Origin of the sequence: Pseudomonas sp. LjRoot277 (genome assembly GCF_964253845.1) — a bacterium.
Lineage (GTDB): Bacteria > Pseudomonadota > Gammaproteobacteria > Pseudomonadales > Pseudomonadaceae > Aquipseudomonas.
In genome coordinates, this window is record NZ_CAXURI020000001.1 from 1,209,304 (window position 1) to 1,230,417 (window position 21,114).

Below are 21,114 nucleotides of genomic sequence, written 5' to 3' on the forward strand. Positions count from 1 at the left end.
AATGAGCGTCTACACCTCTGTGGTATCTGGCGTCGATACAATTCCACGCCTAGGATACGCGGCATGTTTTCAGGGGTTTTTTTGATGAACAAGACATTGGTTGTGTGTGCACTGAGCGCAGGTCTGCTGCTCGCCGGTTGTCAGTCGGTCAATACCACCAGCGGCGGCGCGGTGGGCGTTGAGCGCAAGCAGTACATGTTCAGTATGTTGTCGACCGACGAGGTCAACCAGATGTACGCCCAGTCCTATCAAAAGACTGTCGGCGAGGCGAACACCAAAGGCGTGCTGGACAAGACCAGTAACGAGGCCAAACGTGTCCAGGTCATTGCCGACCGGCTGATTGCCCAGGCGCCGATTTTCCGTCCGGATTCGGCCCAATGGAAGTGGGAAGTCAACCTGATCAAGAGCGATGAACTCAACGCCAACTGCGGGCCTGGCGGCAAGATCATTTTCTACACGGGGCTGATCGACAGCCTGCAACTGACCGATGACGAAATCGCCGCGATCATGGGTCACGAAATCGCCCACGCCCTGCGCGAGCATGGTCGTGAAGCGATGTCCAAGGCTTACGGCATCGAAATGGCCAAGCAGGGCGCCGGTGCCTTGTTCGGTCTGGGTCAGGACAGTCTGGCGCTGGCGGATACCGTGGCCAACTACGGCATGACCTTGCCCAACAGTCGCGCCAATGAAAACGAGGCGGACCTGATCGGTCTGGAACTGGCCGCTCGCGCCGGTTACAACCCGAACGCCGCGATCACCCTGTGGAACAAGATGACCAAGGCCTCGGAAGGTTCGCCACCGGAGTTCATGAGCACTCACCCGGCGTCGTCGAGTCGTATTGCTTCGTTGCAGGCGGCGATTCCGAAAGTCATGCCGCTGTACGAGAAAGCCAGGAAATCCTGAGCCAATGATCGTTCCCACGTCGAGGCGTCGAACCGTCCGCGTGGGAACGATCATTGTCCCGAGTTACACCCAACCGCTGCTCTGCATCGCCTTGTACACCGCGACAATGGCGAGGATGAAGAATGCCGATGCCGCCAGGCGACGAATTAACGTCAACGGCAATTTATCCGCGGCAAAGTTACCCGCCAAAACCACTGGCACGTTGGCAATCAACATGCCGGCGGTAGTGCCGATGATCACCAGCCACAACTCCGGGTACTGCGCAGCGAGCATCACCGTGGCGACTTGAGTCTTGTCGCCCATCTCTGCAAGGAAAAACGCAATCAGCGTGGTCAGGAACGGTCCGAACTTGCGGGCGGTGCTGGCTTCGTCGTCATCCATCTTGTCTGGCACCAGGGTCCACAATGCGGTCGCGGTGAAGCTCGCGGCGAGGATCCAGTGCAGCGTCGCATTCGAGAAGAAACTACCGACCCAGGCGCCTACCGCGCCGGCTGCAGCGTGGTTGGCCAGGGTTGCAGCGACGATACCGGCGATGATCGGCCAGGGTTTGCGAAAGCGAGCGGCGAGAATGAGCGCGAGCAGTTGCGTCTTGTCGCCGATTTCGGCCAAGGCAACGATTGCGGTGGGAACGAGAAGTGAATCCAGCATCAGGGTTTTCCTAAGGGGCGGGTCGACACGGCTATGACACGTACAGCCTTCCCGCCCCGGGTAAGGTGTTCGTGTCATAGGTCTTGTCAAACCCTGCGATCCGTCTGATGCGGACGCTTGGGTCGCATACGCCATGGTCTGTTGACCAAGTATGTTGACGTATGCCGGACGAGCATGGCGCTCGTGGGAGACTACTCCCCTAGGACGGAGCGGATTCTGCCTAGGCAAAATCCGTTAGGCAAGCACTTATTTATCAGCCGCGTTTGGCCCGATAGATTCTGAAACCCTGTCCCTCGGCCTTGATTGCACACACGCCGAGGTGCTCTTCGATCAGCGGTTGATACTTCAGGAAGCTGTTGGCTACCAAGCGCAGTTCGCCGCCGTTTTTCAGATGTTTGGCTGCTTTTCGCAGCAAGTTTTCGGTGGCGAAGTAATCGGTGTGTACGCCGACATGGAACGGTGGGTTGCTCAAAATCGCACTCAAACCCATCGGTGCTGCGTCGATGCCGTCACCGGTAATCACATCAGCTTCCAGACCGTTGGCAGCCAATGTCAGGCGACTACTGGCAGCGGCAAACGCATCCACATCAAGCAAGGTGACCTGGTTGTGTGGATAACGACGTTTCACCGCTGCTCCCAACACACCGGCGCCGCAACCGAAGTCCAGCAAATGGCCACTCGGCAATTTGTCCAGATGCTCCAGCAACAGCGCGCTGCCGCGATCCAGCCGACCGTGGCTGAACACGCCCGGCAGACTGATGACTTTTAGCGGACCTTCGGCCAGCGGCAACTCATAAGTCTGGGCCAGGCTTTCCAGCGACTTGGCTTGCGGCGCAGTGGCCACGGTGACCTGCCACAGCTGGCAATGCCGCGCACTGTCGAGCTTGCGCGGTTTGCCGAAGGGGTTCAGTTGCTTGGCTGCGCCTTCAATGCCGCTGCGTTTTTCACCCACCAGATACAGTTCACGACCGGCCAGTCTGGAGGCGAGGGCGTTGAGGATGTAGTCGGTCAGGTCCTTGGACTTGGGCAGAAACACCACGGCGGTGTCGAACGCGCGCTCCGGTGCATTCACACCGAAATGGCTGCGCTCGGCGAAGCGGGCATCCAGCGCTGCTTGATCGCCGGCATGCCAGCACCAGCCATGAGCGTCGGGCAGACGGCCCAGCAGGTCATCGGCGGGCAAACCGGCCAGCAGCACCGAACCCTGGAACAACTCGGCCTGACGAAGCAGTACTTCACTGCGCGGATCCATACTCTGCTCCTGTAAAAAAAGTGCCGCAGTCTATCAACTGACGACCCGCAGTGCTTTACCGCTGAAGTATCCCTGCGCGTTTTCGGTCAACTGGCCCACGATCCGCTGGCGTGCCTCGCGACTGCCCCAGGCGTTGTGCGGGGTGACAATCAACCGTGGAATGTCGTGGGCCAGCAGCGGATTGCCGGCGGTCGGTGGCTCGACGCTCAGCACGTCGGTGGCCGCACCACCCAAGTGACCGTTGCGCAAGGCATCGGCCAGCGCCTGTTCGTCGATCAAGCCACCGCGTGCGGTGTTGACCACGAACGCACCGGGTTTCATCGAGGCCAGTTCACGGGCTCCGATGAAGTGGCGGGTGTGTTCGTTGAGCGGACAGTGCAGGGTCAGCGCGTCGATCTGCGGCAGCAGCTCATCCAGTGGCAAACGATCCGGCCGGGCAGGGCGCCCGGGAATCTGACCGAGCAGTACACGCATGCCAAAGGCTTCGGCGAGTCGTGCGACCGCGCCGCCCAGTTCGCCGTGACCGAGCAGGCCGAGGGTTTTGCCTTCCAGTTCGACAATCGGGTAATCCAGCAGGCAGAACTGTTTCGCCTGCTGCCAGCGACCTTCGCCGACAGCCTTTTGATAATCGGCCAGGCGCGTTGCCAGATTGAGCAGCAACATGATCGTGTGCTGCGCCACCGACGGCGTACCGTAACCCTGGCAGTTGCAGACGGCAATCCCGTGGGCGCGGGCGGCGGCGAGGTCAACGTTGTTGGTGCCGGTGGCGGTGATCAGGATCAGCTTCAGCTCGGGGCTGGCTGCGATGGCGGCGGCGTCGATCAGGATTTTGTTGCTGATGGCAACGGTGGCGCCCTTGAGGCGTTCGATCACCTGGTCCGGCGTGGTCTGGGCGAAAAGCTGTAAGTTGCTGAAACACTCTTGCAGCGGGCTGAGGTCGAGGTCGCCCAGGTCCAGGGACGGGTGGTCGAGGAAAACGGCGCGGTGAGTGTTCGTCATCAACTGTACCTTTTGTGCAATGAACTGAAGGCGTAATCTGCCGAGCCTACCAGATGAAACACCTGTGGCGAGGGGGCTTGCCCCCGTTGGGTCGCGTAGCGGCCCCTATCCCGGCAACTGCGTTTCATCAGGTGTACCGCGTGGACGGGTTTACGACTGCTCCGCAGCCGAACGGGGGCAAGCCCCCTCGCCACAGGTTTGAGTTAATACCGAAAATATAAATTAATCGGCCTGCCCCAGAGGATCCCCCATGTACTGGACAGAGTTTTTGACCGTTGCCCTGATTCACTTGCTGGCCGTGGCCAGCCCCGGCCCGGACTTTGCGGTGGTAGTGCGTGAGAGCGTGACCCATGGTCGTCGCGCTGGCACCTGGACGGCGCTGGGTGTCGGCACGGCGATTTTCCTGCACGTGGGCTATTCGTTGCTCGGCATTGGCCTGATCGTGTCCCAGTCGATCGTGTTGTTTAATGCCCTGAAATGGGCGGCCGCCGCGTACCTGCTATACATCGGCTTCAAGGCCTTGCGAGCACAGCCGGCCCAACCTGCGGCTGACGATCTGCACAAGGAAGCGGGCGAGCGCACTGCTCGCGGCGCTTTCACTTCGGGTTTCGTGACCAACGGCCTGAACCCGAAAGCGACGCTGTTCTTCCTTTCTCTGTTCACCGTGGTGATCAATCCGCACACGCCGCTGGCGGTACAGGCGGGCTACGGCATCTACCTCGCGGTGGCCACCGCTGTGTGGTTCTGCCTGGTGGCGATGCTGTTCAGCCAGCAGCGCGTGCGCGCAGGTTTTGCCCGGATGGGCCACTGGTTCGATCGGACGATGGGCGCGGTACTGATCGCCATCGGTGTGAAACTCGCGTTTACCGAGATGCACTGAGGCCCTGTGAGGCGGCTAGCGATGTAGTACCAGCCGCTTGAAGCGTTTGAAGCTGGTTCTATTGAGGTGCCGCCAGGGAATCGAGCGCAACAGCTGCCAGGCTTCTTTCTTGTCTTCGACCACGGCATATTTGAGGGCCTTGTTTACCAGTTTGGTGCGGGCGCTCTGATAGCCGGGATGGTTCACGTACGGTTCGATGGCCGCAAGGTCCGCCTGGAGCAACATCCGGTATTTTCTCGACAGGTTGTTGGCATGGCGGCGATAGCGGGTCATGCAGATCGGCAATTCATGGATCTCATAACCCAGCCGGGCAATCCGCAACGTCATCTGAAAGTCCTGAACCCGCAGCTTCGGCGCGTAGAAGTCGGCACTTCGCATCGCTTTCATGCGATAGAGCGCAACAGGGGCGCCGATCACGACGGCACCTCTGAGGACCTGATCGAAGTTGTAGGTGTGGATCTTGTCGCGTTGTTGCTGCTTGATGGTGTTGCCATCGCTGTCCATGTAGCTGATCAGCGCACCCACGCAGCCGACATTCGGGTGCTTGCCCAGGTATTCGGCGCGAATACGCACTGACTCCGGCAGCATGATGTCATCCAGGTCCGGCGTCGACACATAGACGCCTTTGGCGTATCGCAAGCCGTGGTTGAGCGCCGCGCTCACGCCCCGGTTCGGTTGCGAATACAGCTGGAAGTCATAGGTTTGTTGTAATCGCTTGAGTATGGCGCGGCTGTCGTCGCTGGACCCGTCATCCACGATGATGACTTCGAAGTTCGGGTAGTCCTGGGCGAAGATGCTCTTGATGGCGTCTTCCAGAAATCTTTGCATGTTGAAGCAGGGCGCCACGATGGAAACCAGGGGCGCTTGTGTCGATGGGGAGTTCTCGGGGGCGGTCAGTTCAATACTCATAGTTGTATGCGATACCGATGGCGTGTGACCAGACAGGTCCAGTGACAAGATCCTTCTCTTGAAGATGAGGTGGAGGGTTGGGCGACCTGGGCAACTGTTTGGCTGCCAACCGATCGGCTCATCGTGTCCGTATCGTATGTAGGGTCACAGACAAGTGTTGCGTGCATGCGTTTCAAAGTTTTACAGCGCAGATCCCGAATTCCCGACGAAACACGCCGGGTAGTGGCGCAAAGCCAGCATTTGTCCGGTTCTGCAAATCATTCCTTTGGCTGATTTGGCTGGCGTCCAAGGGCACTAAAGTGCTTACTTTCAGCCACGACCGTGCAGTCAGAAAAGGGACTCTTATGTTGCAGACTCGCGTTATCCCCCCAGCCGAAGGCGCTTACCAGTATCCGCTGCTGATTAAACGGCTGCTGATGTCCGGCGCTCGTTATGAAAAAACCCGCGAGATCATTTACCGCGACCAGTTGCGCTACAGCTACCCGACCCTGATCGAACGGGTCGCCAGGCTAGCCAACGTGCTGACGGCGGCCGGCGTCAAGGCCGGGGATACCGTGGCGGTGATGGACTGGGACAGCCATCGTTATCTGGAATGCATGTTCGCCATCCCGATGATCGGCGCGGTGATCCACACCATCAACGTGCGCCTGTCGCCGGAACAGATCCTCTACACCATGAACCACGCCGAGGACCGCTTTGTGCTGGTCAACAGCGAGTTCGTCGGGTTGTACCAGGCCATTGCCGGGCACTTGACCACGGTGGAGAAAACCCTGCTGCTGACTGACCTGCCGGAGAAAACTGCCGACCTGCCGAACCTCATCGGCGAGTACGAGCAGTTGCTGGCGGCGGCGAGCACGCAGTACGACTTCCAGGACTTCGACGAAAACTCGGTCGCGACCACGTTCTACACCACCGGCACCACCGGTAATCCCAAAGGTGTGTACTTCACCCATCGGCAACTGGTGCTGCACACCATGGGTGTGTCGACCATCATGGGCGCCATCGACAGCGTGCGGTTGCTGGGCACCAACGACGTTTACATGCCGATCACCCCGATGTTCCATGTGCATGCCTGGGGCTTGCCGTATGTGGCGACCATGCTCGGGCTCAAGCAGGTCTATCCCGGTCGCTATGACCCTGAATACCTGGTGGAGCTGTGGCGCAAGGAGAAGGTCACCTTTTCCCATTGCGTGCCAACCATCCTGCAAATGGTCCTCAACTCCAAAGCTGCGCAAGGCACGGATTTCGGTGGCTGGAAAATCGTCATCGGCGGCAGTGCGCTGAACCGTGCGCTTTACGACGCGGCCAAGGCCAAGGGCATTCAACTGACCGCCGCTTACGGCATGTCGGAAACCGGGCCGTTGGTATCGTGTGCCCACCTCAACGATGAGCTGATGGCCGGCACCGAAGACGAACGCACCACGTACCGGATCAAGGCCGGTGTGCCGGGGCCATTGGTGGAGGCGGCGATCGTCGACACCGACGGCAACTTCCTGCCCGCCGATGGCGAGACCCAGGGCGAACTGGTGCTGCGTGCGCCGTGGCTCACCGAGGGCTATTTCAACGAACCGCAAAAGGGCGCCGAGCTCTGGGCCGGGGGCTGGCTGCACACCGGTGACGTAGCGACCCTGGACAGCATGGGTGTGATCGACATTCGCGACCGGATCAAGGATGTGATCAAGACCGGCGGCGAGTGGATCTCCTCCCTGGACCTTGAAGACTTGATCAGCCGCCACCCTGCGGTACGCGAAGTAGCAGTTGTGGGCATCGCCGATCCGCAGTGGGGCGAACGTCCGTTCGCACTGCTGGTGGTCCGCGAAGGCCATGTGATCGGGGCCAAAGAACTGAAGGAGCACCTCAAGCCATTCGTGGAATTGGGGCACCTGAGCAAGTGGGCCATCCCGAGCCAGATCGCCCTTGTTACTGAAATTCCCAAGACCAGTGTCGGCAAACTCGACAAGAAGCGCATTCGCGTCGACATCACCGAATGGCAAGCCAACAACAGCACCTTCCTCTCGACGCTTTAAGCGTCACCTGGCGTGCCCAAAAGGGCACGCCAGCCCCACCAAGCAAGCGCTTGGCTTGTCAAATCCGAATTTTCAGCCATCCTAGACGGGCCGACGGGTGTCGGCTTGGCAAAGGACTGTTCCAGAGTGGCTGGCAGCTACAAATCACACTTTAGAGGGATCAAGCAGTACTACCTGCTGGCTATAGTCCGCTCAAGGATTTTTAAGAACGGAGCAAACGCACACACCGGGGCGATGCAACTTTGGCATGACTTAGGGACACCTTGGCTCCCAGTCATCCACAGCGTTTTTAGAAGTACTCACTGCCATAACAATAATGCACATGGAGTAGCGTCGATGACATCAGTAAACCAGTTCTGGCGCCGGGCAAAACTGCCCCTGGCGGTCAGTCTTGCCTCTACGCTCGCCGGGCCAGCATTCGGCGTCAGTTTCAACGTTGGTGAAATCGAAGGTCAGTTCGACTCGTCCCTGTCGATCGGTGCCAGTTGGTCTACTGAAAATGCCAACAAGAACCTCATCGGCGTCAACAACGGCGGCCGCGGACTGTCCCAGACTTCCGACGACGGTCATCTGAACTTCAAGAGCGGCGAAACGTTCTCCAAGATCTTCAAGGGCATCCATGACCTTGAATTGAAATATGGCGACACCGGTGTTTTCGTCCGAGGCAAATACTGGTACGACTTCGAACTCAAGGACGAAAGTCGTCCGTTCAAGGACATCAGCGACAGCAACCGCAAGGAAGGCGCCAAGTCCTCCGGCGGCCAGATCCTCGACGCCTTCGTCTACCACAACTATTCCGTTGCCGATCAGCCGGGCTCCGTGCGTCTGGGCAAGCAAGTAGTGAGTTGGGGCGAAAGTACCTTCATCGGCGGCGGCATCAACTCGATCAACCCGATCGACGTGTCCGCGTTCCGTCGTCCCGGTGCCGAGATCAAGGAAGGCCTGATCCCGGTCAACATGTTCTACGTGTCCCAGAGCCTCACCGAGAACCTCTCGACCGAAGCCTTCTACCAGCTCGAATGGGACCAGACCGTTGTCGACAACTGCGGCACCTTCTTCTCGCAACCGGACGTGATTGCCGATGGTTGCGACAACAACCTGGCCGTACTGCGCACCCGTAACGGACTCAACAGCGCATTGACGGCTGCGGGGCTGCCGGCTTCGTTGCGTAACGCCAGCATCAACACCCTGGCTGCCAAAGGCGTGACCTGGGGCAACCCGGATGAAGGTGTAATCGTTCGTCGCGGTCCGGATCGCGATGCCCGTGACAGCGGTCAATTCGGCGTGTCCTTCAAATACATGTTCGATCCGCTGGACACCGAGTTCGGCGCCTACTTCATGAACTACCACAGCCGTGCGCCGATTTTCAGCGGCCAAGGTGCTCCGGCGAGCGCTTACAGCGCGGCGGGCCTGGTGGGTTCACTGAGGGCTGCGGGTGTTCCGGCCGGTGTCGCGGCAGGCCTGGCCCCGACCTTGCTGCCGTTGGTGGTGGCGGGTAACTCCAGCTACTACGTCGAGTACCCTGAAGATATTCGCCTGTATGGCTTGAGCTTCTCCACCACGTTACCTACGGGTACTGCGTGGAGTGGTGAAGTCAGCTACCGGCCGAATGCTCCGGTTCAGCTCAACACCACCGACATCCTGTTTTCCGGTCTGACGCCTCTGAACCGTAACGTTTCCGTGCTCCAGGGGACGCCAGGGCAGGATCAACAAGGCTATCGCCGCAAGGAAGTGACCCAGCTCCAGACGACCCTTACTCACTTCTTCGACCAGGTGATGGGCGCCGAGCGACTGACCCTGGTGGGCGAGGTCGGCTTTACTCACGTTGGTGGTCTGGAAAGCTCTAACAAAGCACGTTACGGCCGTGACCCGAGCTACGGCCCTGGTCCATTGCCAAGTGGTCAGTGCGTGGCATTGAACACCTCTACCCTGGCAGGCGGACCGCAAAACAACGTCAGTCGCTACTGCGAAAACGACGGGTTCACCACTGCAAACTCCTGGGGTTACCGCGGTCGTGCCATCTGGGAATACAACGACGTATTCGCCGGTGTGAACCTCAAGCCGAACGTGGCCTGGTCTCATGACGTGGAAGGCTACTCGCCTGGCCCTGGCGGCAACTTCGAGGAAGGTCGCAAAGCGGTGAGCCTGGGCGTCGATGCCGAGTACCAGAACACCTACACCGCGAGCCTGGCTTACACCAACTTCTTTGATGGCAAGTACACCACCGTCGATGACCGCGATTTCGTTGCGCTCAGCTTCGGCGTGAACTTCTAAGCACTGCATTATCAGGACGAACACACCTATGAAAATAACAAAGAGTCTGTTCCACGTCGGTGTTCTGGGGCTTTCGCTGCTGGCGACCGGCGTCATGGCGGCGGTCCCTGCGGCCGAAGCGGACAAACTGGGCAAGAGCCTGACCCCGATGGGCGCCGAGATGGCGGGCAACGCTGACGGATCGATCCCGGCCTGGAAGCCGATGGCGAAAAACGCCGGCACCGTCGACAGCAAAGGTTTCCTGTCCGACCCGTTCGCCAGTGAAAAACCACTGTTCACCATCACGGCGCAGAACGTCGACCAGTACAAGGACAAACTCGCACCGGGCCAGTACGCGATGTTCAAGCGCTACCCGGAAACCTTCAAGATGTCGGTCTACCCGTCCCATCGCGGCGCGACCGTGCCGGATGCCGTGTTTGCCTCCATCAAGAAAAATGCCACCGCCACTAACCTGGTGTCCGGCGGCAACGGTCTGGAGAACTTCGAAACCGCAATCCCATTCCCGATTCCGAAGACCGGCGTCGAAGTCATCTGGAACCATATCACCCGCTATCGCGGTGGCAGCGTGACCCGTCTGGTGACCCAGGCCACGCCGCAGCCGAACGGCTCGTACAGCCTGGTGTACTTCCAGGACCAGTTCGTGTTCCGCGACAAGATGAAGGATTACGATCCGGCGAATCCGGGCAACATCCTGTTCTACTTCAAGCAGAAAGTGACCGCGCCGGCACGTCTGGCCGGTGGTGTGCTGCTGGTGCACGAAACCCTCGACCAGGTGAAAGAGCCGCGTTCGGCGTGGGTCTACAACGCCGGTCAGCGTCGTGTGCGTCGCGCACCACAAGTGTCCTATGACGGGCCGGGTACCGCGGCCGATGGCCTGCGTACCTCCGACAACCTGGACATGTACAACGGTGCACCGGATCGTTACGACTGGAAGCTCGAAGGCAAGAAAGAGATGTACATCGCCTCCGACGCCTACAAACTCGACTCGCCGCAACTCAAGTACGACGACATCATCAAGGCCGGTCACATCAACCAGGACCTGGCGCGTTACGAGCTGCGCCGGGTCTGGCATGTGGTGGCTACCTTGAAGGAAGGTCAGCGTCACATCTACGCCAAGCGTGACTTCTACATCGACGAAGATACCTGGCAAGCGGCCGTGATCGACCACTACGACGGTCGTAATCAACTGTGGCGTGTGGCGGAAGCTCACGCCCAGAACTACTACAACGTTCAAGTGCCGTGGTACACCCTGGAAACCTTGTACGACCTGCAATCGGGCCGCTACCTGGCGCTGGGCATGAAGAACGAAGAGAAATCGGCGTATGACTTCGGCTTCACCGCCACCACCAGCGACTTCACTCCGGCCGCTCTGCGCCAGGATGGTGTTCGCTAAGCTGCCCTGAACAGAGGCCGCATCCTCGAGAAACGCCCCGACTGGTTCGGGGCGTTTTTTTTTTGGCCATAACAATCCGTTGTAGCAGCTGTCGAGCCTGCGAGGCTGCGTCCGGCTGCGCAGCAGTCGTGAAGTCAAACGCTGTGGTGTTTCAGGACAACCTTGCATTCAGGTTTTACGACTGCTTCGCAGCCGGACGCAGCCTCGCAAGCTCGACAGCTGCTACAAGGTGAGCTCAGATCAGGCGGACACCTTTGCTTGTATTCTTTTTGTAGCCATTTGTAGCAATAACCTTCATTCCCTCTTCGTTTACCGCTAGGCTGCGGACATCTGCAACGCCGCCAACCGCCATTCAAACAAGAGCCGGCCATGACTGATCTGTCCCCACCCCCGGGCCCTGCAAGCGTTGCCGTCGCGGCACTGGACGGGCGTTTTTTTCGGCCTCCGTTGCCCGACGGCCATGTGCTGCGGCCTCGTCTGTGCGAGCGTCTGAGTGCGGGCCTCGGTGGCAGGCTGTTGCTGGTCAGCGCACCGGCGGGGTTTGGCAAGAGTTCGTTGGCGGTGGAGTTCTGTCAGGGCTTGCCGGCTCACTGGCAAAGTCTGTGGCTGGGGTTGAGTCCGAGAGACAGCGATCCCGGACGTTTTCTCGAGCGGTTGCTCGAAGGCCTGCAGGACTTTTTTCCGCAATTGGGCAGCAAGTCCCTGGGCCTGCTGAAAATGCGCCAGCGGCACCAGCCGTTTGCCTTTGAAGAATGGCTGGACGGTTTGCTCGATGAGTTGGCCGTGCACCTGTCCGCGAGTACGCCCCTGCTGTTGGTGCTGGATGACTACCATCTGGCGCAGGGTCCGGTTCTCGATCGCTGCCTGCAATTTTTCCTCAATCACCTGCCTGACGGCTTGCTGGTCATGGTCACCAGTCGGCAGCGGCCGGACTGGCATCTGGCGCGCCTGCGGCTGTCGCGGCAACTGCTCGAGTTGAATGAACAGGACTTGCGCCTGACTCACGACGAAGCCCTGACCCTGCTTGATCGGCACAGCAGCTCCTTGCGTGGCGAAGCGCTGGAGAGCCTCATCCAGCGCAGCGAAGGTTGGGTTGCCGGGCTGCGTTTCTGGCTGCTGGCGGCGTCTGAAGCGGGCTCCCAGGGTGCTTTGCCGCAGGCCTTGCATGGCGGGGAAGGGCTGATCCGCGATTATCTGCTCGAAGAAGTCATCGATTGTCTGCCCGCCGAGGTGCAGTCATTCCTTTACGACACAGCACCTCAGGAACGCTTTTGCAGCGAACTGTGCGACGCCGTTCGCGAAGCCCATGACAGTGCCGAGATCCTGCGTTTTCTGCTGGCCCATCAGGTGTTCCTGGTACCACTGGATGAAAACGGTCACTGGTATCGCTACCACCATTTGTTTTCCGACCTGTTGCGCACCCGGCCCACCGCGCAAGCGATGGTACCGGCGGCCAGCCTGCACCTGCGCGCCTGTCGCTGGTTCAATGCCCAGGGGCTGCTCGACGAGGCGGTTGAGCAGGCATTGCGTGCCGGGCACCTGGACGTCGCGGCGAACCTGGTGCAGAACCTGTCCGAAGAACAACTGCTGGCCGAACAGAACGTCGGCATGTTGCTGCGCTGGAAAATGGACTTGCCCGACAGCCTGCTGATCAGCACGCCACGGCTGATCGTGCTGTACAGCTGGGCGTTGGGGCTGGCCTGTCAGCTGGATGCCGCCGAGGAGCTGGCCAGTCATTTGAGTCGCTTCCTGCCGGCCCCATCGGCCACTGCGCAGAAATCCATGCTGGCGCAATGGCTGGCCCTGAGCGGGATCATCGCTCGCGGGCGCGGCAATCGCGAGCTGACGCTGCTCTATTGCACTGAAGCGCAGCAGAGCCTGCCCGCCAAACGCTACGGGCAACGCCTGATGTGCCTCTCGACCCTGTCCAACCTGGCCATTGCCGACGGCGACTTGTGGCGTGCCCGCGGGTTGAACCGTGAATCTCTGGAGTTGGCGCAACGGGTTGGCAACCCGCTGTTCGAAGCGCTGGCCCATTACGACCGCGCTCGCGTGCTGCAAGCGCGAGGGGAAATTCTTCGTGCGCTGGATGAGGTGCGCCAGGGGCTGCAACGCCTGCAACGGTTATCCCCGCAACGGCTGTATGCCGTGCGCGCCCGACTGACTTTGTACGAAGGCTTTTTGTTAGCCCTGCGCTTGCAGCCCCAAGCCGCGCGGGCACGCTTGCAAACCGGCTTGAATGAAGCACGCGCCTGTCGCGATATCAGCGTATTGATCGGCCACTGCGTGATCGCCAGGCTTGAGGGCATCAGCGGCGAATTCGCCAAAGCCTTCGCCGAACTCGCCGAAGCCGAGCGCCTGATGCACATCTGGGACGTGCCACCGATCTACTACCTGGCGATGATCACCCTGGTCAAATGTGAACTTTGGCTGGCTCAGGGGCGTACCGATCTGGCCGAAGCCTGGCTCGCTCGCTTGGGCCAGACCTACAACGGCGAACACGCGGCAGCCCCTCCGGAGTTCCATCCGCAACTGCCGCTGCATATCGAGTTGCAGCAAGCCTTGCTGGAGGTCATTCAGGGGCAGCCGATGCTGGCCGAAGGACGATTGAACGCGTTGCTTGAGCATGGGCAGCAAACCGGCAGGCAGCTGCTCAGCGTGATGGCACTGACTCAAAAAGTGACGTTATTGCTGGGGTGCGGACGCGAACCCGAGGCCAGCAAGGCACTGAGTCAGGCGCTGGAAGCGGCGGCCGGTGGAGTGCTGCAACCGTTTGACAGGTTGTTGGCTGAACATTCGGACTGGCTGCGTAACCAACTTCAACTCGGTGCGCCGACGCCCGTGTCTCAGAGCCTTGCAGAAAAACTTCCGACAGTGGCAGCCCGTCCTGCAGTGGAGTCAACTGCCGTGGCGGAACAACTGAGTACTCGGGAAATGGCAGTCCTGCGCCTGATCGCCCAAGGCTGCTCGAATCAGGAAATCAGTGATCAGCTGTTTATCTCGTTGCACACGGTGAAAACCCATGCCAGCCATATCAACAGCAAGCTTGGGGTTGAACGGCGCACGCAGGCGGTGGCGCGGGCGAAGGAGTTGGGGGTGTTGGGGTAGCTGAAACCCGACTGCGCTCACCACAGCAAAACGCCCCGAACCAGTCGGGGCGTTTTTCATTGTGTTGTCGTTGTCACGCGACCAAATCGTGGGTGCTGAAGCTGTTGACGCCCACCAACTGGATTTCGAAGTCCGCGCCCAAGTCGCCATTGACGTTGCCATAGAGCACATGGTCGACGAAGCGCAATTGTCCTGCCGCCGTGAAGTCGTTCGAGTCAATGAAGCTGAACTTGTTTATCCCGGCATTCAAGAGATTGGCATCGAATTTCGAGAAGTCGATTTTATCGCCGTCCAGGGTGCTGAAGTCGGTGATGATGTCGCGCAAACCGCCTTTACCCAGTTCGTTCAGAGCGTTGAACACGAACAGATCGGCGCCCGCACCACCCGTCAGGGTGTCGGTCCCCAGCCCGCCGATCAGCGTGTCATTACCAGCACCGCCGTCCAGTAAATCGTCCCCGGCACCACCGTTGAGCAGGTTATTGCCGTCGTTACCGGTCAGCGTGTTGTTCAGGGCATTACCGGTGCCAATGAGATTGCCGCTGCCGGTGAGGGTCAGGTTTTCCAGATTCGCACCCAAGGTGTAGCTGAGCGAGGACACCACGGTGTCGATTTCGCTGGACAGGGTGCTGGTCTCGGTGACGACGTCTTTCACGTTGTCGACGATGTAAGTGTCGTTACCGCTGCCACCGATCAGGGTGTCCGCCCCGATACCACCGTCGAGAATGTTGTCGCCGGCGTTACCGACGAGGCGGTTGTTCAGGGCGTTACCGGTGCCGTTGATGCCAGCCGTCCCGGTCAGGCTCAGGTACTCAAGGTTGGTGCGCAGGATGTAGTCGATGGACGACATCACGGTGTCGATCTCGGTGGCCAGGGCGCTGGTTTCTGTGACCAGGTCATTGACGTTATCGACGATGTAAACATCATTGCCTGCACCGCCAATCATGACGTCCGCGCCCGTGCCGCCATTCAGGGTGTTGGCCGCTGCGTTACCGGTCAGGGTGTTGTTCAGCTCGTTACCGGTCAGGTTCAATGCCGCCACACCCAACAACTGCGCGTCTTCGACATGGCTCGACAAGGTGTAGCTGACCGACGTCTTGATCAAATCGAGGCCTTCATCGGCCCGTTCGATGATGGTGTCGGCAACGTTATCGACGATATAAATATCATCGCCGAGACCACCGCTCAGGGTGTCTGCGCCGACGCCGCCATCCAGCAGGTTGTTGCCATCGTTGCCGATCAGCACGTTGCGCAGGGCATTGCCGGTGCCAATCAGATTGCCGCTGCCGGTGAGGGTCAGGTTTTCCAGATTCGCACCGAGGGTGTAATTGAACGAGGCGACCACGGTGTCAATTTCGCTGGCCAGAATGCTGGTCTCGGTGACGACGTCTTTGATGTTATCGACGATGTAGGTGTCGTTGCCGGTGCCGCCGATCATTACGTCGGCGCCGAGGCCGCCGTCGAGGATGTTGTTGCCAGCGTTGCCGACGAGGCGGTTGTTGAGGGCGTTACCGGTGCCGTTAATACCGGCCGTACCCGTGAGGGTCAGGTACTCGACGTTGTTGCCCAGGGTGTAGTTGATCGAGGCCATGACGGTGTCGATCTCGGTCAGCGATGTGCCGCTTTCGGTCACCGTATCGCCGATATTGTCGACGACATAGGTGTCGTTGCCGGCGCCGCCGTCCAGTGTGTCCGCCCCGGTGCCACCATTGAGTACGTTAGCGCCGGCATTGCCGGTAAGCACATTGTCCAGCTCGTTGCCGGTGAGATTGAGCGCTGCGATACCAGTCAGTCGAGCATCCTCGACGTTGGCGCCAAGGGTGTAGCTGATGGACGTATTGACCCGGTCGTGGCCTTCGCCGGCTTGTTCGATGACTTTGTCGCCGATGTTGTCGACGGTGTAGGTGTCGTCGCCGGTGTTACCGGTGAGGGTGTCTGCGCCGACGCCGCCGTCCAGCACGTCGTTGCCGGCCCCGCCTTGCAGGGTGTTGGCGAAGGCATTGCCGATCAGGCTGTTGTCCAGATCGTTGCCGATCACGCTGAAGGCACCGGCCCCGGTGAGGGTGACGTTTTCCACGTTGGCCAGATTGGTCAGCCTCAGATCGACCACGCCGGTCAGCGCAGTGGCGGCGTAGGTGATGTTGAGCAGGTCAGTGCCCTTGTCGGTGTCTTCTTGCACCAGGGCCAACTCAGCAAATTGATCAAGGATATAGGCGTCATTGCCCTCTCCACCGATCAGGGTGTCGGCCCCGGCGCCGCCGTTCAGCACGTCATTGCCGGCGCCGCCTTGCAGGGTGTTGGCGACGGCGTTGCCGATCAGGCTGTTGTCCAGATCGTTGCCGATCACGCTGAAGGTGCCGGCCCCGATGAGGGTGACGTTTTCCACGTTGGCCAGATTGGCCTGGCTCAGATCGACCACGTTGGTCAGCACTGTGGCGGCGTAGGTGATGTTGAGCAGGTCGGTGCCCTTGTCGGCGTCTTCTTGCAACAGGGCCAGTTCCCCGGCCTGATCAAGGATATAAGTGTCATTGCCGGCACCACCGATCAGCGTGTCGACCCCGGCACCACCGTTGAGCAGGTTGTTGCCGTCGTTACCGGTCAGCACGTTGTTCAGGGCGTTACCGGTGGCACTGAGGTGGGCTGCGCCGGTGAGGGTCAGGTTTTCCAGATTCGCACCGAGGGTGTAATTGAGCGAGGACACCACGGTGTCGATTTCGCTGGCCACGGTGCTGGTCTCGGTGACGACGTCTTTCACGTTGTCGACGATGTAGGTGTCGTTACCGCTGCCACCGATCAGGGTGTCGGCGCCGACGCCACCGTTGAGGATGTTGTCGCCGGCATTGCCGACGAGGCGGTTGTTCAGGGCATTACCGGTGCCGTTGAGATTAGCGGTGCCGGTGAGAGTCAGGTACTCGACATTGTTGCCCAGGGTGTAATCGATGGACGACAAGACGGTGTCGATCTCGCTCAGCGATGTGCCGCTTTCGATGACGCTATCGCCGATATTGTCGACGATATAAGTGTCGTTACCGGCACCACCGTTCAGGGTGTCCGCGCCGGCCATGCCGTTCAGTACGTTGGCGGCAGCGTTACCGGTCAAGGTGTTGCCTAGGCTATTGCCGGTCAGGTTCAGTGCCGCCACACCCAGCAACAGCGCATCTTCGACGTTGTCCGACAGGGTGTAGCTGACCGAGGTCTTGATCAGGTCGCGGCCTTCGTCCACCGCTTCGATAACGTTGTCGCCGATGTTGTCGACGATGTAAACGTCGTCACCCAAGCCACCGCTCAAGGTATCTGCGCCGATGCCGCCGTCCAGCAGGTTGTTGCCGTCGTTGCCGGTCAGCACGTTGTTCAGGGTATTGCCGGTCCCGTTGAGGTTGGCAGTGCCGGCGAGGGTCAGTTTTTCGACGTTGGCACTCAGGGCGTAGTTGATCGAGGACACCACGGTGTCAATTTCGCCGGCCACCGTGCTGGTTTCGCTGACGATGTCTTTGATGTTATCGACGAGGTAGGTGTCGTTGCCGGTGCCGCCGATCAGGGTGTCGGCGCCGAGACCGCCGTCGAGGACGTTGTTGCCGGCGTTGCCGATGAGGCGGTTGTTCAGGGCGTTGCCGGTACCGTTGAGGTTGGCGGTGCCGGTGAGGGTCAGGTACTCGACGTTGTTGCCCAGGGTGTAGTCGATGGACGACATGACGGTGTCGATCTCGCTCAGCGACGTACCGAGTTCGATGACGTCATCGCCGACGTTGTCCACCACATAGACATCGTTGCCTGCGCCAGCAGCCATTGTGTCAGCGCCGGCCATGCCGTTCAGCACGTTGGCGGCAGCGTTACCGGTCAAGGTGTTGCCCAGGCTATTGCCAGTCAGATTCAGTGCCGCCACACCCAGCAACAGCGCATCTTCGACGTTGTCCGACAGGGTATAGCTGACCGAGGTCTTGATCAGGTCGTGGCCTTCATCGGCCGCTTCGACAACGTTGTCGCCGACGTTGTCGACGATGTAAACGTCGTCGCCCAAGCCCCCGTTCAGGGTGTCGGCGCCGCCGCCGCCGTTCAGCACGTCATTGCCGGCGCCGCCTTGCAGGGTGTTGGCGACGGCGTTGCCGATCACGCTGTTGTCCAGATCGTTGCCGATCACGCTGAAGGTGCCGGCCCCGGTAAGGGTGACGTTCTCCACGTTGGCCAGATTGGTCAGCCTCAGATCGACCACGCCGGTCAGCGCAGTGGCGGCGTAGGTGATGTTGATCAGGTCGGTGCCCTTGTCGGCGTCTTCTTGCAGCAGGGCCAGTTCCCCGGCCTGATCAAGGATATAAGTGTCATTGCCACCCCCTCCGATCAGGGTGTCGACACCCGCCCCCCCGTTGAGGGTGTTGCCGGCGTCGTTACCGGTCAGTACGTTGCGCAGCGCATTACCGGTGCCGCTGAGGCTGTCGGTACCGGTGAGCGTCAGGTTTTCCAGGTTGGCGCCGAGGATATAGCTGCGTGAGGACATCACGGTATCGATCTCGGTGATCAGGGTGCTGGTCTCGGTGACGACGTCGCTGAAGTTCTCGACGATGTAGGTGTCGTTTCCGGTGCCACCGATCATCACGTCGGCGCCAAGGCCGCCGTCGAGGACGTTGTTGCCGGTGTTGCCGACGAGGCGGTTGTTCAGGGCATTGCCGGTGCCGTTTAGGTTGGCCGTACCGGTGAGGGTCAGGTACTCGACTTTGTCGCCCAGGGTGTAGTCGATGGACGACACGACGGTGTCGATCTCGCTCAGCGACGTACCGAGTTCGATGACGTCATCGCCGACGTTGTCCACCACATAGACATCGTTGCCTGCGCCAGCAGCCATTGTGTCAGCGCCGCCCATGCCGTTCAGCACGTTGTTCAGCGCGTTGCCGATCAGCACATCGTCAAAGGCCGAGCCTGTTGCGTTCTCGATTTTTGCGCCATAGGCAATCGCCAGTCCGTTATTGATGAGCGTCTGATTGGCTCCATCGATGAATGCCTTGCCGATATTGCTGAACGCGCCCTCGTTGAGGTCCAGCAGGACCGAGTCCAGCTGGTTGCTGGCATTAATTGTATCGTTGCCGCCAGCATCCCAGATTGTCTCGAATATTGATTTGTCAGGTGCCCAGCTATAGATGTTGTTGCCGGTTTGCCAGAGATTGTTGGCTCCGTAGAGCTGTTGCATGGCGAGAATATCCAGCAGCATCGGCGTCGTCGGCTGGTAGGAATACGCGTTGTGGTAACTCATGATCGTGTAATGCGAATCGTCGAACTCGGGAGCGATCACCTGGGTGTTGGAGTTGCTTGCCTCGAAAGGATGCTTGAGACCCAGGGCATGACCGATTTCATGTACAAACGTCATGAAGTCGTAGGTGCCTTTTACGGGCGTCGGGTTATTCGTCGTCGGCGAGATCCAGACATCTCCGCCCAGCGGCGTTGTGTCTGGGGAGTACGCCCAGGCAGCGGCTCCGGCATCCATGTCCCAATAGCCGCCGAAACGCAAGTCGCCCGCGCTGCTGTCATTGTCACCGACCTGGGTGAACTTGATATTGGCCACGGCGCTCCACGCGCCCAGTGCGCTGGTCACGGCGTTTTGTTGGGCTGAGGTCAGGGCGAAACTATTCAGGTACTCATTTTCGGCGCTGTACTTGATGGCGAAGTACGACTGGCCAGGATTGACGAAACTATAGGTCAACCGTGTCGCGAAGATGTCATTGCCCCAGTCAGGACTCAACCAGGAGGTGCCGTCGATCAGACTGTCGATCTGGTGGTTACCGGTAAAAAAGGAAGGCTTTGTTAACACGTAACCAAGAGGAGACGACATCTGGATATCCTGAGTGGAATGCGACCGTCCTGAAAGTGGTCGCTACAAGAAGGCGATTTTGCACTAGAAATAGCGCCAATTGATATCATAGGGCCACTGTTTTTTGTGCGATTGACGTCAAATAACTGGCACGCAGAGGTGTATCGGCTCGCCGCGTTGAACCTGAAGAAAAGGCGGCTGGTATCCTGTTCAAAATCGACTCGTCAGGACCTCCCATGAATGCCCCAAGCCCAGCGCTGATCCGCGAAACCTTCCCCGTAGGTCCTTTGCAGTGCAACTGCACGATCATTGGCGATCCGATCACCAAAAAGGCCATCGTGGTCGATCCGGGCGGTAATCACGAACTGATCCTCGCGCGCCTCGACGCACTGGGCCTGAAGGTGGTCAGCATCATTCACACTCACGCGCACCTCGATCACTTCCTGGCTTCCGGTCAGTTGAAGGAGAAAACTGGCGCAACCCTGCATCTGCATAAAGAAGATCAATTTTTGTGGGACAACCTGGAGATGCAGTGCCAGATGTTCGGTGTGCCCTACACGCCGGTGCCGCCGCCGGATCGCTGGTTGGCCGATGATGAAGAACTGGCCTGCGGCTGCGGCGTGGCGTTGCACACGCCGGGTCATACGCCGGGTTCCATGAGCTTTTGGTTTTCAGAGGCTAAGCTGCTGATTGCCGGTGACACGTTGTTTCGTCGCGGGGTAGGGCGCACGGATTTGTGGGGTGGCGATCAGGCGACCATCGTGCGGTCGATAAAGCAGCGGCTGTACACCCTCGATGAAGAGGCGACGGTGGTGACCGGGCATGGTCCGGACACACGTCTGGGCGATGAAATGCGCGAGAACCCTTTTGTACGGGCGTGATATCTAACGTTGTGAGGGGCATGGCGGAATTATTTTCATCCGCAAT

At 59.7% G+C, this 21,114-nt stretch carries 12 protein-coding genes and 1 riboswitch; of the genes, 7 read left to right on the plus strand and 5 right to left on the minus strand.

Annotated elements, in window-relative coordinates; all coding sequences use genetic code 11:
* The first annotated feature begins 84 nt into the window (after window positions 1-84).
* The gene (locus ACSQ87_RS05775) at window positions 85-903 is read left to right on the plus strand and encodes a M48 family metallopeptidase (RefSeq protein WP_223429652.1); all 819 of its coding nucleotides are present in this window, start codon (window positions 85-87) and stop codon (window positions 901-903) included.
* 63 nt (window positions 904-966) lie between these two features.
* Here the strand turns inward: ACSQ87_RS05775 and ACSQ87_RS05780 are convergent, their stop codons facing one another.
* The 3 genes from ACSQ87_RS05780 to ACSQ87_RS05790 all read right to left on the minus strand — a co-directional run bounded on the left by ACSQ87_RS05780 (window position 967) and on the right by ACSQ87_RS05790 (window position 3,802).
* Window positions 967-1,551: a TMEM165/GDT1 family protein gene (locus ACSQ87_RS05780; protein WP_008155932.1), complete on the minus strand. Its 585-nt coding sequence runs from the start codon at window positions 1,549-1,551 to the stop codon at window positions 967-969.
* Window positions 1,552-1,639: 88 nt separating this feature from the next.
* Window positions 1,640-1,764, minus strand: a riboswitch (yybP-ykoY riboswitch).
* Window positions 1,765-1,804: 40 nt separating this feature from the next.
* Window positions 1,805-2,803, minus strand: a complete 999-nt coding sequence (locus tag ACSQ87_RS05785) for a class I SAM-dependent methyltransferase (RefSeq protein WP_046048283.1) — start codon at window positions 2,801-2,803, stop codon at window positions 1,805-1,807.
* Window positions 2,804-2,836: 33 nt separating this feature from the next.
* Window positions 2,837-3,802: a 2-hydroxyacid dehydrogenase gene (locus ACSQ87_RS05790; RefSeq protein WP_436273518.1), complete on the minus strand. Its 966-nt coding sequence runs from the start codon at window positions 3,800-3,802 to the stop codon at window positions 2,837-2,839.
* A 250-nt stretch (window positions 3,803-4,052) separates the two neighbouring features.
* Between ACSQ87_RS05790 and ACSQ87_RS05795 the strand changes: the two genes are divergently transcribed.
* Complete coding sequence (locus tag ACSQ87_RS05795) at window positions 4,053-4,682, plus strand: LysE family translocator (protein ID WP_046048281.1); 630 nt, start codon at window positions 4,053-4,055, stop codon at window positions 4,680-4,682.
* A 15-nt stretch (window positions 4,683-4,697) separates the two neighbouring features.
* Here the strand turns inward: ACSQ87_RS05795 and ACSQ87_RS05800 are convergent, their stop codons facing one another.
* On the minus strand, window positions 4,698-5,591 hold the full coding sequence (locus ACSQ87_RS05800) for a glycosyltransferase family 2 protein (protein WP_436273519.1): 894 nt from the start codon (window positions 5,589-5,591) through the stop codon (window positions 4,698-4,700).
* A gap of 344 nt (window positions 5,592-5,935) precedes the next feature.
* Between ACSQ87_RS05800 and ACSQ87_RS05805 the strand changes: the two genes are divergently transcribed.
* From ACSQ87_RS05805 to ACSQ87_RS05820, 4 genes are all read left to right on the plus strand, one after another.
* Window positions 5,936-7,618 carry a fatty acid--CoA ligase gene (locus ACSQ87_RS05805; protein ID WP_033061300.1) on the plus strand — a complete coding sequence of 561 codons (1,683 nt, stop codon included), beginning with the start codon at window positions 5,936-5,938 and terminating at the stop codon, window positions 7,616-7,618.
* 336 nt (window positions 7,619-7,954) lie between these two features.
* Window positions 7,955-9,892 carry a DUF1302 domain-containing protein gene (locus ACSQ87_RS05810; RefSeq protein WP_223429656.1) on the plus strand — a complete coding sequence of 646 codons (1,938 nt, stop codon included), beginning with the start codon at window positions 7,955-7,957 and terminating at the stop codon, window positions 9,890-9,892.
* Between the two features lie 28 nt (window positions 9,893-9,920).
* Complete coding sequence (locus tag ACSQ87_RS05815) at window positions 9,921-11,285, plus strand: DUF1329 domain-containing protein (RefSeq protein WP_436273520.1); 1,365 nt, start codon at window positions 9,921-9,923, stop codon at window positions 11,283-11,285.
* 369 nt (window positions 11,286-11,654) lie between these two features.
* Window positions 11,655-14,393 carry a LuxR C-terminal-related transcriptional regulator gene (locus ACSQ87_RS05820; protein WP_436273521.1) on the plus strand — a complete coding sequence of 913 codons (2,739 nt, stop codon included), beginning with the start codon at window positions 11,655-11,657 and terminating at the stop codon, window positions 14,391-14,393.
* Window positions 14,394-14,466: 73 nt separating this feature from the next.
* Here ACSQ87_RS05820 and ACSQ87_RS05825 read toward each other — a convergent pair whose 3' ends face one another.
* Window positions 14,467-20,208: a M10 family metallopeptidase C-terminal domain-containing protein gene (locus ACSQ87_RS05825; protein WP_436273522.1), complete on the minus strand. Its 5,742-nt coding sequence runs from the start codon at window positions 20,206-20,208 to the stop codon at window positions 14,467-14,469.
* Window positions 20,209-20,423: 215 nt separating this feature from the next.
* On the opposite strand from ACSQ87_RS05825, the gene ACSQ87_RS05830 reads away from it, so the two are divergent.
* A complete protein-coding gene (locus ACSQ87_RS05830; RefSeq protein ID WP_008155953.1) occupies window positions 20,424-21,068 on the plus strand; it encodes an MBL fold metallo-hydrolase in 645 nt (214 codons plus the stop codon).
* Window positions 21,069-21,114: the final 46 nt, after the last annotated feature.

Coding starts and splice junctions, on each gene's coding strand:
- ACSQ87_RS05775 (WP_223429652.1), top strand. CDS start 85: ATGAACAAGACATTGGTTGTGTGTGCACTGAGCGCAGGTCTGCTGCTC.
- ACSQ87_RS05780 (WP_008155932.1), bottom strand. CDS start 1,551: ATGCTGGATTCACTTCTCGTTCCCACCGCAATCGTTGCCTTGGCCGAA.
- ACSQ87_RS05785 (WP_046048283.1), bottom strand. CDS start 2,803: ATGGATCCGCGCAGTGAAGTACTGCTTCGTCAGGCCGAGTTGTTCCAG.
- ACSQ87_RS05790 (WP_436273518.1), bottom strand. CDS start 3,802: ATGACGAACACTCACCGCGCCGTTTTCCTCGACCACCCGTCCCTGGAC.
- ACSQ87_RS05795 (WP_046048281.1), top strand. CDS start 4,053: ATGTACTGGACAGAGTTTTTGACCGTTGCCCTGATTCACTTGCTGGCC.
- ACSQ87_RS05800 (WP_436273519.1), bottom strand. CDS start 5,591: ATGAGTATTGAACTGACCGCCCCCGAGAACTCCCCATCGACACAAGCG.
- ACSQ87_RS05805 (WP_033061300.1), top strand. CDS start 5,936: ATGTTGCAGACTCGCGTTATCCCCCCAGCCGAAGGCGCTTACCAGTAT.
- ACSQ87_RS05810 (WP_223429656.1), top strand. CDS start 7,955: ATGACATCAGTAAACCAGTTCTGGCGCCGGGCAAAACTGCCCCTGGCG.
- ACSQ87_RS05815 (WP_436273520.1), top strand. CDS start 9,921: ATGAAAATAACAAAGAGTCTGTTCCACGTCGGTGTTCTGGGGCTTTCG.
- ACSQ87_RS05820 (WP_436273521.1), top strand. CDS start 11,655: ATGACTGATCTGTCCCCACCCCCGGGCCCTGCAAGCGTTGCCGTCGCG.
- ACSQ87_RS05825 (WP_436273522.1), bottom strand. CDS start 20,208: ATGTCGTCTCCTCTTGGTTACGTGTTAACAAAGCCTTCCTTTTTTACC.
- ACSQ87_RS05830 (WP_008155953.1), top strand. CDS start 20,424: ATGAATGCCCCAAGCCCAGCGCTGATCCGCGAAACCTTCCCCGTAGGT.